The organism is Glaciecola sp. HTCC2999 (assembly GCF_000155775.1).
Taxonomy (GTDB): domain Bacteria; phylum Pseudomonadota; class Gammaproteobacteria; order Enterobacterales; family Alteromonadaceae; genus Opacimonas.
Map to the genome: position 1 here is coordinate 40,265 of NZ_DS989814.1, position 14,044 is coordinate 54,308.

General features: G+C 41.8%; 12 protein-coding genes and 1 pseudogene. 7 read left to right on the forward strand and 6 right to left on the reverse strand.

Annotation, left to right across the window (positions count from 1 at the left end):
• Nucleotides 1-188 (forward strand): annotated as a pseudogene (locus G2999_RS13615) (rRNA (cytidine-2'-O-)-methyltransferase); the annotation flags it as partial.
• A 50-nt stretch (nucleotides 189-238) separates the two neighbouring features.
• Here the strand turns inward: G2999_RS13615 and nspC are convergent.
• The 4 genes from nspC to G2999_RS12335 all read right to left on the reverse strand — a co-directional run bounded on the left by nspC (nucleotide 239) and on the right by G2999_RS12335 (nucleotide 4,145).
• Nucleotides 239-1,375: a carboxynorspermidine decarboxylase gene (gene nspC, locus G2999_RS09630; protein ID WP_010181067.1), complete on the reverse strand. Its 1,137-nt coding sequence runs from the start codon at nucleotides 1,373-1,375 to the stop codon at nucleotides 239-241.
• Between the two features lie 25 nt (nucleotides 1,376-1,400).
• Nucleotides 1,401-2,603, reverse strand: coding sequence for a saccharopine dehydrogenase family protein (locus G2999_RS09635; protein WP_010181069.1), 1,203 nt, complete (start codon nucleotides 2,601-2,603; stop codon nucleotides 1,401-1,403).
• 76 nt (nucleotides 2,604-2,679) lie between these two features.
• Nucleotides 2,680-3,147 carry a hypothetical protein gene (locus G2999_RS09640; protein WP_010181071.1) on the reverse strand — a complete coding sequence of 156 codons (468 nt, stop codon included), beginning with the start codon at nucleotides 3,145-3,147 and terminating at the stop codon, nucleotides 2,680-2,682.
• Nucleotides 3,148-3,209: 62 nt separating this feature from the next.
• On the reverse strand, nucleotides 3,210-4,145 hold the full coding sequence (locus G2999_RS12335; protein WP_010181073.1) for a 1-aminocyclopropane-1-carboxylate deaminase/D-cysteine desulfhydrase: 936 nt from the start codon (nucleotides 4,143-4,145) through the stop codon (nucleotides 3,210-3,212).
• A gap of 221 nt (nucleotides 4,146-4,366) precedes the next feature.
• On the opposite strand from G2999_RS12335, the gene G2999_RS09650 reads away from it, so the two are divergent.
• Complete coding sequence (locus G2999_RS09650; protein WP_156780265.1) at nucleotides 4,367-4,879, forward strand: chalcone isomerase family protein; 513 nt, start codon at nucleotides 4,367-4,369, stop codon at nucleotides 4,877-4,879.
• Nucleotides 4,880-4,882: 3 nt separating this feature from the next.
• Nucleotides 4,883-5,425, forward strand: a complete 543-nt coding sequence (locus G2999_RS09655; protein ID WP_010181077.1) for a DUF3833 domain-containing protein — start codon at nucleotides 4,883-4,885, stop codon at nucleotides 5,423-5,425.
• 76 nt (nucleotides 5,426-5,501) lie between these two features.
• Here the strand turns inward: G2999_RS09655 and aceK are convergent, their stop codons facing one another.
• Nucleotides 5,502-7,232 carry a bifunctional isocitrate dehydrogenase kinase/phosphatase gene (gene aceK / locus G2999_RS09660; RefSeq protein WP_010181079.1) on the reverse strand — a complete coding sequence of 577 codons (1,731 nt, stop codon included), beginning with the start codon at nucleotides 7,230-7,232 and terminating at the stop codon, nucleotides 5,502-5,504.
• Nucleotides 7,233-7,535: 303 nt separating this feature from the next.
• On the opposite strand from aceK, the gene thrA reads away from it, so the two are divergent.
• From thrA to ung, 4 genes are read left to right on the forward strand one after another with little or no spacing between them, the layout of a single operon-like run.
• Nucleotides 7,536-10,004, forward strand: coding sequence for a bifunctional aspartate kinase/homoserine dehydrogenase I (gene thrA, locus G2999_RS09665; protein ID WP_010181081.1), 2,469 nt, complete (start codon nucleotides 7,536-7,538; stop codon nucleotides 10,002-10,004).
• Entirely contained in the window at nucleotides 9,986-10,942 is a 957-nt protein-coding gene (thrB, locus tag G2999_RS09670) for a homoserine kinase (RefSeq protein WP_369769861.1), read from the forward strand. Before thrA ends, thrB begins: the two co-directional genes overlap by 19 nt.
• 21 nt (nucleotides 10,943-10,963) lie before the next feature.
• Nucleotides 10,964-12,247, forward strand: a complete 1,284-nt coding sequence (thrC, locus tag G2999_RS09675; protein WP_010181085.1) for a threonine synthase — start codon at nucleotides 10,964-10,966, stop codon at nucleotides 12,245-12,247.
• A gap of 36 nt (nucleotides 12,248-12,283) precedes the next feature.
• The gene (gene ung, locus G2999_RS09680; RefSeq protein WP_010181087.1) at nucleotides 12,284-12,952 is read left to right on the forward strand and encodes a uracil-DNA glycosylase; all 669 of its coding nucleotides are present in this window, start codon (nucleotides 12,284-12,286) and stop codon (nucleotides 12,950-12,952) included.
• On the opposite strand, the gene G2999_RS09685 is transcribed toward ung, so the two are convergent.
• Nucleotides 12,949-13,974, reverse strand: a complete 1,026-nt coding sequence (locus tag G2999_RS09685) for a serine hydrolase (protein ID WP_029257505.1) — start codon at nucleotides 13,972-13,974, stop codon at nucleotides 12,949-12,951. The genes ung and G2999_RS09685 overlap by 4 nt on opposite strands.
• Nucleotides 13,975-14,044 lie beyond the last annotated feature (70 nt).

Sequence of the window (14,044 nt, forward strand, 5' to 3'; positions counted from 1 at the left end):
AAAAAGGCGAGTTTGTGTTGATGGTAGGCCCTGCCAGTAAATCGACAAGTGAAATTTCGTTAGAGGCACAATCCTTATTTATTCAGCTTCAAGCACATTTACCACCTAAAAAAGCGGCTGGGATTGTCGCAGAGCATTATGGACTGAAAAAGAATGCTATTTATCAGTGGAGCTTAAGTCTCGAATAAAGTATTGAAATCATTATGGATCTTTAAATTAAGCGAATAGCCACTATGACTTAAGACAGTCTCGCTAAAAAGTCATCATAGGTGAATTCTCGTACCAACTCAAACTCGCCATTTTGTCTCAAAATACCAATACCTGGATGCTGTACACCATTAAAGAACGTTGTTTTGACCATCGTATAATGCATCATATCTTCAAACACAATGCGTTGGCCTACTGCTAATGGTTCAGCAAAACTATATTCAGGTAACATATCACCCGCCAGACAAGAATTACCTCCTAAACGATAGGTATACGCTAGTACATTGGCTTCTTGGGCATCTTTGATCATTGGACGGTAAGGCATTTCGAGGACATCTGGCATATGTGCGGTGACCGAAATATCTAAAATCGCGATCGGGCCATTATTTTCAACAATATCTACCACTTCGGCGATTAAGGGGCCGGTTTGCCAAGCGACAGCTGAACCCGGCTCTAGAATCACATGTAAATGTGGATATTTGGCTTTGAAGCGATTTAACACATTAATTAAATGATCAATATCATAATCCGCTTGGGTCATTAAATGGCCGCCACCTAAATTCAGCCATTTAAGTTTGGGAAAATAGGCAGAAAATTGTTGTTCAATGGCATTGAGCATTCGCTCGGTAGCATAAGAGTCACATTCACACAGTCCATGTATATGAAAGCCTTCAATTCCCGATAAGTCTTGGTGTTGGAGTTGAACAGCAGTAATACCTAAGCGCGAACCTGGCGCACAGGGATCATACAGTGGCGTCTCAGCCTCTTGATGCTCAGGGTTAACCCGCAAACCCATGCTCACATTGCCACGTTCACAGGTATCCTTATGCATTAAATATTGGGCCAGACTGTTAAAGGATATATGGTCCACTTCGTTGACGATAGCGTCCATTTCAGCAGTTTTGAATGCAGGAGAAAAGGCATGAACTTGTTTGCCTAATCGTTTGGCCAGTTTGGCTTCCCATAATGCGCTAGCGGTACCACCTTGTAAGTACTTGCTGACTAAATCAAAACATGACCACATTGAAAAGCCTTTTAAGGCCAAAATAATATCGACACCAGTAGCCGCTTGCACATGTGCCATCAGCTTTAAGTTATCAATTAATTTTGCTTCTTCTAATACATAGCATGGGCTAGGAATATTAGGATTATTGCTCCAATGTGGCATGGTAATGTTCCGTCTTTAAATCAAATTATTGAGTAAATGGGCTGCTATCGCATTCCATTACATGCCAAGGTAAACCATGCTCATTTAACATTGCCATAAATGGATCTGGATCCATTTGTTCCATGTTAATGACACCCTCTTGATGCCATGTACCATTGAGCATTAACGCTGCACCAATCATCGCCGGTACACCTGTGGTGTATGACACTGCTTGTGCACCCACTTCTTCATTACACACAGCATGATCACAGTTGTTGTAAATAAAGATAGTTTTCGTTTTACCATCTTTGACACCGGTGATGTAGGTACCAATACATGTCATGCCTGTATAGCCTTCAGCTAGTGAACCTGGATTAGGTAAAACCGCTTTTAAAAACTCTAGTGGGGCAATTTGCTGACCATTAAAATCGATGGGCTCGATACTTGTCATACCAATGCCTTCAAGCACTTTTAGATGATTCAAATAAGCATCACCAAAGGTCATCCAGAAACGTGCACGCTTGATGGTTGGGAAGTGTTTTACGATGGACTCAAGTTCTTCGTGATACATCAAATATGATGCACGGGTGCCGATATTTTGATAATGCAGATCTTCTCGAACGCTAAGAGGTTCAGTTTCTAACCATTCACCATCTTGCCAATAACGACCGCGCTGTGTAATTTCACGAATATTAATTTCAGGATTAAAGTTCGTTGCAAATGCTTGACCATGATCACCACCATTGCAATCGACAATGTCTAAATAATGAATTTCATCAAAATAATGTTTAGCAGCATATGCGGTATAAACATTAGTTACACCAGGATCAAACCCGCTTCCTAATAAAGCCATTAAGCCTTTCTCAGCAAAACGTTCTTGGTAAGCCCACTGCCATGAATATTCAAATTTAGCGACATCTTTAGGCTCATAGTTAGCAGTATCAAGATAATTAACGTTACAAGCTAAACATGCATCCATAATAGCAAGATCTTGATAAGGTAGTGCTAAGTTCACCACTAAATCAGGTTGGCAGTCATTGATGACAGCCTCGACTTCATGGGCAAAATCTGCGTCTACAGCGTAGACTTTCTTTACTCGCTCAATACCGACTTCGGCTTGCAATGCTTCACATTTTGAAACAGTCCGAGAGGCAAGATAAATTTCTGAAAATAATGCCGTTAAACGGGCACATTTTTTAACAGTAACGGCAGCAACACCGCCAGCACCAATAATTAATACTTTTGACATAGAAAGTGACCTTATCTGATTTTCGCGCATCGTAGCAGAAGATATAATATTCTCCAACTAGCAAATTTGTTAATACTTATAATTGCAGGTGCGTAAACGGCGTCCCAATAGTCACATGGTCCAATTGCTCAATCACTGGGAAATAAAATTGGTGGCTGGAGCCATCAAATAAATTCACATCGGCCACAATGACATCAGTAAACTCATTGCGCTTCGTTTCAATGAAGCCAGCATACAAAAGCACAGAGTTGGCTTTGGACACATTGAGAGTACAATTAAGGATATTGGTTTCAAGCTGTTCAATCATACCCATATTTTCACCTTCCCCGAGAATATGTTCGAAGGAAGCCGCATTAATAAAGTTATCATGGTGATCACGTTCACATGGTTCATAACTGAATATGGGTTGTAAATCACCATCTAAATCAACCGCAGCAAATGGATAAAAAGTATCGGTATGATTTAACAACGATTGACACAGCACTAAGCTGGTATCAATCATGGTTAATGCGCTTTCAGGTAAGTCACAATAGGATACAGACATTCACAGCTACCTTATGAGCAATTAAGTCATTTAAACGTTAGAATGATAAATATAGTTCATGTTTACGATTTGCGAAGTCCTTGGAGACCGCCAGTATGCAACATAATAATGTTGTCATAATTTAATAATACTTGGTTTTCAATGAGTTGTTTGATGGCAAATGCAACTTTACCCGAATATGTCGGTTCTAATTTATTTTTAGACGCGTTTATTTTTGTACAAAATTCCAACAATTCGGGTGTTGTTTTGGCGTAGCCGCCCGCATGGTATGCATGATTAATCGTCCAATTTGGAATGCAGCTCTTGTCTAGATGTTGAGTTGCTATTAATTGAGATAGATGCGTGTTTGTAAGACTTTCCAGATAATCAAGGGCTTCTTTAGGATGACCTTTTAAAACAGCGATGCCTAGTATGTCGATATTGAGGTGTGGGCAGCTTTCTTTTTGTTCAGCAATGCCATAGATAAGACCTGCTAATGTCGCTGCTGTGGCCACGGGTGTCACAATCACATGACGCTGAAGTAAGATAGGCTTGATAGTGCCTTTGATGTTATGACTAACCTGTTTGAGTTGAGTGACTATTTCCTGGATACATTGAGCAACGCCAATGGGGGCATGCTCATTAGAACCCCCTTCAGGTATGATTAATGCTTGAGGATACTCAGACTGTAATGCGCTAAGATAGGGTAACTGATGGCGCTGTTTATATTGGATTTTAGTTAGCCAGTGGAAAGTCGTCCCCCATTCATGAAGATCGGCTAAACAGGGTGTTAAGCGCTGTGCATAATTCCCACGGATGAACGCATGAAACTCGATGTTGAATATTTTACAAATATAACCCAGCGCATGAAGGTGATTAGAGTACCCGCCACCAAAGCTGATAATTTGTTGTGGTAATTTTTGCTGTGAGGTCAAATACTGATCTAAGGTTGGCGCGAGTTTTCGCCATTTATTTCCTGAGATAATCGGATGGATAGCATCATCCTGTTTCAGCCACAATGAAATGTCATTAGGTACATGGATATCAAGCTCCCTAGGATCCACTTGACTAGAGGAGAAGGAGCTGTAATGCTAGGCGTTCTTTGATATTTGTTAATGTCAATGTGATCAATGCGTCTATATAAACGGTAATAATAATTATAATGTGCAAATATTGAAACGAGGTCAATGTGTCTTTTAGTACGACAAGTCATTCCCCGAGATTATACGGTTTTATCTTAATGATGTATTTATCTTTAAGTCTATTTAGTCACTCGGTTCAAGCCAGTACAATAATGGTGCCGAATTATGTCAAAGATAAAGTGCCAAATGCGACGGTGCAAGGCCAAAGCCGGTTGACCATGTATTTTTTCAAAGTCTACGATGCCACCTTGTTTAGTCCAATGGGACAATATCAGGAAGAGCAGCCTTTCGCGTTAAGTCTTGCTTATTTACGTGATTTAGATGGAAAAGATATTGCCGAGCGTTCCATTGATGAAATGCGGGATCTCGGTTATCGCGATACGACGATGCTGGCACAATGGCTGGTGGAAATGGAAACCGCCTTTCCTGATATTAAAGAGGGGGATGTCTTAACCGGTGTAGTCGATAAGCAACAACACACCACCTTTTATTTTAACGGTCAACAGCGACATACCATTTCAGATCCGTTATTTACTAAAGCGTTTTTCGCGATTTGGCTAGCCGAAGGCACCTCACAACCACGTATGCGTAAAGCTTTATTAGGAGAGTAATTGATGACAAAGCAGTTCACAAAAATAATCAGCATCATAATATTATTTACCATTAGTGGGTGCTCACTGACAATTGATGGTAGTGATTATGAGCAACAAGCGCCTCAATTTGACTTAGTCGAATTTTTTGATGGTAACGTAACGGCCTGGGGGATTGTCCAAAATCGTTCGGGTGAAGTGGTCCAACGATTTATTGTCGATATTGAGGGGAGTGTCCAAGACGATGTGCTTGTCTTAGATGAAACCTTTGAATACATTGTGGGTGAGGGGGTGACCAAAAGAGTATGGCGCTTAACTCAAAATCCAGATGGCTCGTTTACTGGCTCGGCAGGGGATATTGCTGGTGAAGCCACAGGAAAGCCCCACGGTAATGCATTTAATTTTGTCTATGAAATGGATCTTGAGGTCGATGGAACGAGTTACCGTGTGGCATTTGATGATTGGTTTTTTGCAATGGATGAATCGACCTTAATGAACCGTTCTTACATTAAGAAGTTCGGTATAGTGATGGCCGATGTCACCATTTTTATGCAACGCCAACCATAATGGGGTTAGTATTTATTACTGGACTTTACATGCTAATCTATTTTGTCTCACTGATTAAAGGCAATAATTGCCTCAATCATAAATATGCGATTTTCTTTTTGCCCGGCTCATAGAAAAAACTCTTAGTCGGGTTATAAGGGGTAAAATTAATTGTTTTACCCTCTTTGCAAACTGCTTGTAGTTGCCGCCAATACTCTGGCGTCATTAGATCCCCATGTAATTCTTTTAAGCAGTCTTTAAGATGCTTTTTGCCAACAATAAAATGTTCGAACTGCTCAGGAAAGACATCATTGGGAGCGACTGATAATGTGTCTAATGCATATGGGTCATCCGATTTAGGAATTTCTCTGAAGTTACGCTCATCCATGAAACAAATTTCATCATAGTCATAGAAAATGACTCTGCCATGCTTTGTGATCCCAAAGTTCTTATGCAACATGTCACCGGGAAAGATATTGGTCAAGGCTATTTGCTTGATGCATAGTCCCAACTCATCAATGGCATGACGTATTTTTTCTTCGTCAGTTTCATCGCGCAGGTAAAGATTTAACGGGGTCATCCGCCGTTCAATATATAGATGCTTGATAATTAATTTATTTTCACGGATCTCAATGCTTCCCGCACAGGTCTCTTTTAAGTAGGTAAGTAATTCATCATCAAATCGGTCAAGTGGAAATGTAAAATTGACATATTCATGGGTATCCGCCATCCGCCCGACACGATCAGAGGTTTTCACTAATCGATAGCGATCTTTGACATGTTCACGCGTGATTTTTTTACTTTCAGCGAATTCATCTTTAATCACTTTAAACACCACACCATAACTAGGTAGATGAAAAACGGTCATGACGAGACCTTTGATACCAGGAGCAAGTGCAAATAAGTCGTTTGTTGCCTCAACATGGTCTTTATAATTACGATAAAACTCAGTTTTACCATGTTTATAAAAACCTAATGCCATATATAGTTCAAATTGTTTTTTGTTAGGTAAGAGCTCTTGGAGAAAAGCCACAACTTCTGCCGGATATTGGGTATCTGCCATGAAATATGACCGTGCAAAGCCAAAAATGATACTTAAGTCTTTTCGATCAGTGAGTAGTGCATCGACAAAGATTTCATGAAAACGGTTGATACGTAAAGCAATGACAAAGGGGATGGTTTCATCAGGCATACAAATGCGTCCGATAAAGTAAGCAGCCTTACCTCGATAAAACACAGCTTTGAGCATCTCTACTGTATGGACACTGCCAAGTTGTGCTGGGGATAATATGTGACGTAAACCGTCATCTAAATGACCTAAATCACGAATTAGGTCAGCAAATGGCGTATTAAATCGGTACACCCTAAAGATCTCTTCAAACATATTAAGTACAGTGCCGCTGGTATCAAAGGCGTTCACGACTTTCAAGCGATCTTGGCCAGGTAAAAAACAGCGCGTTGAGGTGACATACATCATGGAGTCATCGATTTGTCCATGTTTAAAAATACGGCAAATGATCGAATTATAAAACGTTTCAGCGAGTTCAAACTGTGGATGGGTCGCCAACAGCTTAGTGTAGGCCTGTTTCATTTCAACCCATAGCTCAAGGGGTTCTTGTGAGGGCGTCATCACATCAAATAGTTCCGCTACCACATCTGAAACACTTTGATCATAGTCATTAATACGTTCACGGATAGACTGCTGGCATTCATTCCACAGGCGTTTTTCAAATCGCTCTTGAGCGCCTTTAGTGATCCTTGTATATCTGCGGTAATTTTTATCAAAACCCCCCATAATTAAATAAGCAATTTTTTTAGCGCGAACCATATCCTACCTCAATGCCTCATGTGTATATGAATAATGCGTGTTTTGAGCGATAAACATCAGCTAGACATTAGTCTATATAAATTTAACAAAATGAGTGTGATAGCGATTTAGCGGTTGACATTTAGACGTCTATACGGCAAATTACAACCATGAATATAAATATAAAAACCAACGACATGATTATTATTACCACCCTTGTCAGGGCGGACGTTGGTTAGTGCATGTTCACAAATCATCTGAAGCCCGCTAAAGTAGCGGGCTTTTTTGTTTTACCAGTATCAATTTTTCGAACTAGGAGTTCACATGAAAGTATTAAAGTTTGGTGGTTCATCGCTTGCCGATGCAGTGCGTTATCAAAACGTCGCAACGATTGTCGCAAGCATTCACCAAACCGATGGTGCTGCAGTTGTATTATCTGCGCCTAAAGGAGTCACTAATGCACTTTCATTACTCACAGAACAAGCCGAACAAGGTCAAGATTTTGGTGAATTACAAGCCAAGCTTTCGATGACCCTTAATAGTATTGCTGATGAACTTGCTGAGGCCATTGCAGGTTATGATGTCACTGCGGTAAAAGCGATGATTGAAAGCACGTTAAACTATTTAGATCAGCGTTTACGCGGTATTCAATTATTAGGCTGTGCGCCAGAAAATACGGCTGCCGAGCTCATGAGTCTAGGCGAATATGTCTCGGTGAATTTACTTAGTCATATTTTTAAAGCCCAAGGCGTGAAAAATACCATTATTGATCCGGTTGATTATGTCGTTGCCAACGGCCCTTTCTTGGATGCATTAGCTGATGTTGCCGAATCTAAAGCACGCTTTGTGGATGTTGATAACTCCGGTGCTACGTTATTAATTATGCCTGGATTTGTCGCGGTAAATTCTGACGGAGAAAAAGTGACCTTAGGGCGTAATGGTTCAGATTACTCAGCTGCTATTTTAGCTGCTTGTATCGATGCGTCAGTATGTGAAATTTGGACGGATGTGGATGGCGTGTATAACGCCGATCCGAACCAAGTCGAAGGCGCCGTCTTGATGGACAAGTTGACTTATGAAGAAGCAATGGAATTATCGTACTTTGGTGCCAAAGTGTTACACCCTAAAACGATTGGGCCAATCGCTCAGCATCATATTCCTTGTTTAATTAAAAATACCTTAAACCCTTCAGCACCCGGCACTCTTATCAGTTCTGAAAAGAGCGAAAAATGGACCAGTGTGAAAGGGATCTCCAACTTAGACGATGTGGCGATGTTCAACATTGCGGGCCCAGGAATGAAAGGTATGGTCGGTATGGCGACGCGTATTTTTGATTCGTTAGCCAATGCCGCCATTTCAATTACGCTGATTACCCAATCATCGTCTGAGTACAGTATTTCATTTTGTATTCAGGCCAAGGACCAGCAAAAAGCCCTTGATGTGCTTCATGATGAGTTTACCTTAGAATTACATAACAACCTACTTGAGCCGATCGATGTGCGTGAAGGTCTATCGATTGTGACACTAGTAGGGGATGGGATGAAACAATCGCACGGTACTGCAGCGAAATTTTTCCAAGCGCTTGCTCAAGCGCGTATTAATAACATTGCAATTGCCCAAGGTTCTTCAGAGCGTTCTATCTCAACAGTCATTGAAGCGGGTAAAGCGAAAAAAGCCATTAAAGTGGTACACCAGAACTTTTTCTCAGAGCTACAGTGCATCGATGTGTTTTTGATTGGATGTGGTACAGTAGGCGGCGAGTTATTACGTCAAATCCATAAACAGCAACCGGTGTTAGCTGAAAAATCGATCCGCTTAAGAGTATTTGGTATCGCCAACTCGCGTCAAATCTTGTTCAACGATAACGGTGTTGATTTATCAAATGATACCCAATGGCGTGATGATTTAGTGGCTCATGGGGTTGATTATGGTCTAGCTGAGTTACAAGCATTTGTGGTCAAAAATAGTTTAACTAACCCAGTGTTTGTCGATTGTACGAGTTCTCAGAGTGTGGCCAGTCAGTATGTCGATATCATTAACGCTGGTTTCCATATCGTAACACCAAATAAGAAAGCCAATACCGATACGGCTGAATACTACGCTCAAATTAAAGCAGCTGCACAAAACCATAAACGTCAGTACTTATATGAAACGACTGTGGGCGCAGGTTTACCGGTGATTGATAATTTACAAAAACTGGTGACGGCAGGTGATCAACTGCACACCTTTGAAGGGATCTTATCTGGTTCATTGTCATACGTGTTTGGCAAATTAGAAGAGGGGTTAAGTCTTTCAGAAGCCACGCTTGTCGCTAAGAAAAATGGGTTTACCGAACCTGACCCACGTGATGATTTAAGTGGTATGGACGTAGCGCGTAAGTTATTGATTATGGCGCGTGAATCAGGCATTGAATGCGAATTATCAGACATTGAAATTGAGTCAGTATTACCACCAGGTTTTGATGATAGTGGTGATATAGAAACGTTTTTAGCTAACCTACCCAGTGCCGATGCACATTACGCACAGTTATCGGCGGATGCCAAAGCGAAAGGTGAAGTACTGCGTTATGTCGGCCAAATTAAAGATGGTCAATGCAAAGTGGCGATCCAGTCTTGCCCAGCAAGTCATCCGCTAGCAGCAGTGAAAGACGGTGAAAATGCCTTAGCAATCCATTCTGATTATTATAGCCCGATCCCTTATGTTATTCGCGGTTATGGTGCGGGTGCGACAGTAACTGCCGCAGGTGTATTTGCTGATATTTTAAGAACCATGGCATGGACGCAAGAACTATGAAATTAACTGCATTTGCGCCAGCCTCGATTGGTAATGTGAGTGTCGGCTTTGATGTCCTTGGCGCGGGCTTAGCGCCGGTGGATGGGACCTTGTTAGGTGATACGGTCTCGATTGAACCTGCAGAGAATTTTGCACTGACCGCATCAGGTCGTTTTGCCGATAGACTACCTGCTGGCATGGAAAACAATATCGTATTTGCTTGTCATGAATTTTTTAATTCTGCGTTAATGCTTAAAGGTATCGCGGTGAAGCCATGCAAAATGGCATTAAATAAAGCCCTACCTATTGGTAGTGGCCTAGGGTCAAGTGCTAGCTCGATTGTGGCAGCATTCTATGCATTGAACGCATTTTACGACTATCCTTTTGACAATAATGAATTGTTATACATGATGGGTGAGTGCGAAGGTGATATCAGTGGCTCTGTTCACTATGATAACGTGGCGCCAGCACTATTTGGTGGTATTACCCTGATGACGGGGCTAAAAGAGCCAATTTGTGAGCAAGTTCCGGTGTTTAAAGATTGGTATTGGGCGATGTGTTATTCGGGTATTAGTGTGTCGACCGCAGCGGCGCGTGAGATTTTACCTAAGCAGTTTGATATGGCTACGACACTCACTTTTGGACGCCAATTAGCCAACTTTATCCATGCTAGTCATACGCAAAATGAAGCATTGGCAGCGCAAGTGTTTTTTGATGTGTTAGCCGAAGAACACCGTCAAGTATTACTCCCGCATTTTGCACAAAGCCGTGAATTTGCAATGGCCAATGGTGCCATCGGTTTTGGGATTTCAGGCTCAGGCCCAACGGTGTTTGCAGCATGTAAGACGCAAGCTCAAGCACAAGTGATTGCTGATTATTTAGCAGCAGAATATATACAGAATGAAGATGGTTTTGCGCATGTTTGTCAAATAGACACGCAAGGCACTCGATTAGTTTAAGTACAAAGGAAATTAGATCCCATGCATTTGGTGAATTTGAAAGATAATACGCAGCAAGTTGGTTTTAAAGAAGCAGTTAAGACGGGTTTAGGACGACAACAAGGATTGTTCTTTGTTGAAGAGATAACACCGTTAGATAATATTGATGCGCTATTGGCAATGTCATTACCTGATCGCAGTAAAGTGATTTTGCAGCACTTAATCGGTGATGAATTTAGCCCAGAAGAATTAGGTCAGTTAATTGATAATGCCTTTACGTTTCCTGCGCCAGTAGCAAAAGTGGATGACAACTTGTATAGCCTAGAGTTATTTCATGGTCCGACGCTGGCGTTTAAAGACTTTGGCGGTCGCTTTATGGCTCAGTGTCTGACTGACATCTCACAAGGTGCACCCGTCACTATTTTAACTGCGACCTCTGGTGATACCGGTGCTGCCGTTGCACATGCTTTCCATGGCATTGATAACATCAATGTCGTGATATTGTTTCCACAAGGTAAAATCTCACCTCTCCAAGAAAAGTTATTCACTACATTAGGTGGGAATATTCATACTGTAGCAGTTGATGGTGATTTTGATGCGTGTCAGGCAATGGTGAAACATGCCTTTGATGATGAGCAAATGCGTAATGAACTGCATTTAAACTCTGCTAATTCAATCAATATCTCACGTTTGTTAGCGCAAGTATGCTACTACTTTGAAGCGTTTGCTCAATTAGATGATGACGCACGCAAAGAATTAGTGATTTCAGTCCCAAGTGGTAATTTTGGTAACTTAACAGCAGGGCTAATTGCTAAAGCACTGGGCTTACCGATCAAACGTTTCATTGCTGCCACTAATTTAAATGATACGGTACCACGTTATTTAGAAGAAGGTGAGTGGTCACCTAAAGATACCATTGCGACCTTATCGAACGCGATGGATGTGAGTCGTCCAAACAACTGGCCACGTATTGAGGCAATGATTGAAAAGGGCATTATCGACAAAGATATCTTAACGGGTATGGCGATCGATGAAGACTGCACCCAAATGGCGATGAAACAATTACAAGCGTTAGGTTACACTAGTGAACCACATGCTGCTGTTGCATATCGTAGCTTATGTAAGTCATTAAAAGACGGTGAAACGGGGCTGTTTTTAGGTACCGCGCATCCGGCTAAATTCCGTGAGTCTGTGGAAAACATCTTAGGTCAGCCGTTGTCATTACCTCAAGCATTAGCTGATGTGGCAGGTAAACACTCCTATGCGGTTGAAAAGCCTGCAGATTACGCAGTAATAAAACAACATATGTTTGATTTATTGAAGTAGACTTAATTGTAGAACTGTCTTACTTATTGAGTGACTATGCAGACTTGGTCAGCGTTTTTAACAACACAGCAAGCTTCGCCTTACTATCAGGATATCCAAACCCAAGTAGCCGCGAAGCGTCTAGCAGGTGAGGTGGTGTATCCACCTCCAGAGTTAGAATTAAATGCACTTAGTCAGTGCCCGTTAGATACGGTGAAAGTGGTTATTCTCGGCCAAGATCCTTATCATGGCCCAGGGCAAGCCCATGGTTTGAGCTTCTCAGTGCCACCTGGCATCGCTATCCCACCTTCACTCCGTAATATTTATAAAGAACTCGATAACAGTCTGCCTGACTTTAACATACCTGAGCATGGGTGTTTGTTAGAATGGGCACAGCAGGGCGTGTTGTTACTTAATACCGTGCTGACAGTAACAGAATCCAAGGCGCATTCGCATGCGAAGTTGGGTTGGCAAACCTTCACCCACGCCGTCATCGCAGAGGTCGCTCGTACTCAACCGCATGTCATCTTTATGTTATGGGGATCGCATGCGCAAAAGTTCACGCATGATATATTGAACACCGATTGTCAGCACCACTTGATATTAAAAGCTCCCCATCCCTCGCCCCTATCAGCGCACCGCGGATTCTTGGGCTGTCAGCATTTTGTAATGGCCAATGAGTGGTTAGCGAAAAAAGGGCTAGCGGTAATTGATTGGCAGGTTTAATCGCCGGCCTTATTTAATATATCGAGTATTCGGGCATAAATAATTTGTGTCAGTAGAACGCGGTCATCGCCAGTGGTATTCGTGAATTGAATAACGACAGTATCCGTATCTTTATGATAACGAGCGATACTGGAGTACCCAAGGACCCAACCTGTGTGACCATAGTCATAGAGTGATGCATAAATATCAGCTTCCTCAGCGGTAAACAATGTTCCCTCATTAAGTGCGCGAATAAACACACCAACATCGCGTGCTGACGCAACATACCCTTGATCTAAATACTTTAGGTCATCATCGTAACCTACATAGTAGCCACTCATTAACTCATCCATATCCACGTCATGAATAGAAAAGAAGGTGTGCTTTAATGCTAATGGCTTAAGGATATTAGCTTGAATAAATTGTGTATAGTCATAGCCCAACACATTGTTCATGATCTGGGTGAGTAACAAATAGTTAGAGTTGGAATAAGCATAGTCGGTATCGGGCTTGAAATCGGCAGGTTTATCTAACATTAATGAGAAAACATCGATGTCATTTGACGCCCAATCAAACCCAGGTTGATCAGTAAAGTTAGGCACACCGCTGCGGTGCATGACTAACATTTTTATCGTAATTTGGTCTGCATATTCAATACGAGAGGCTAACTGAGGGAGGTAGTGAGCAACGCTTTGATTAGCATCGAGTTGATTTGTCGCAATGAGTTTGGTGATCGCAGCGGCTTCATATAACTTAGCAATGCTCGCAATTTTAAATAACGCCTGCCCATAAGCGGGTATCGCCGCAGCACGGTTATGCCAACCTCGCGCGACTGTTTGCCCTGGCTCATTTCCGGTTTGTGTATAGATGATAATGCCGTCTATACCATTTTCAGACGCTAATTGCGCTTCTGACTCGACACTCGAGGATAACGGCTTTAAGTAATACACACCATACTCCCAAGGGGCGAATATATAGATACTCGAGGTTGTTAAGGTTAACGCAAGGAGTATTTTAAGGATTGCTTTGTGCCATTTGCTCATGTGTCATATACATTATCAATTTATTCACGTCTATCATGACACATGTGCCTCATGGGTCAATTTAGATAAT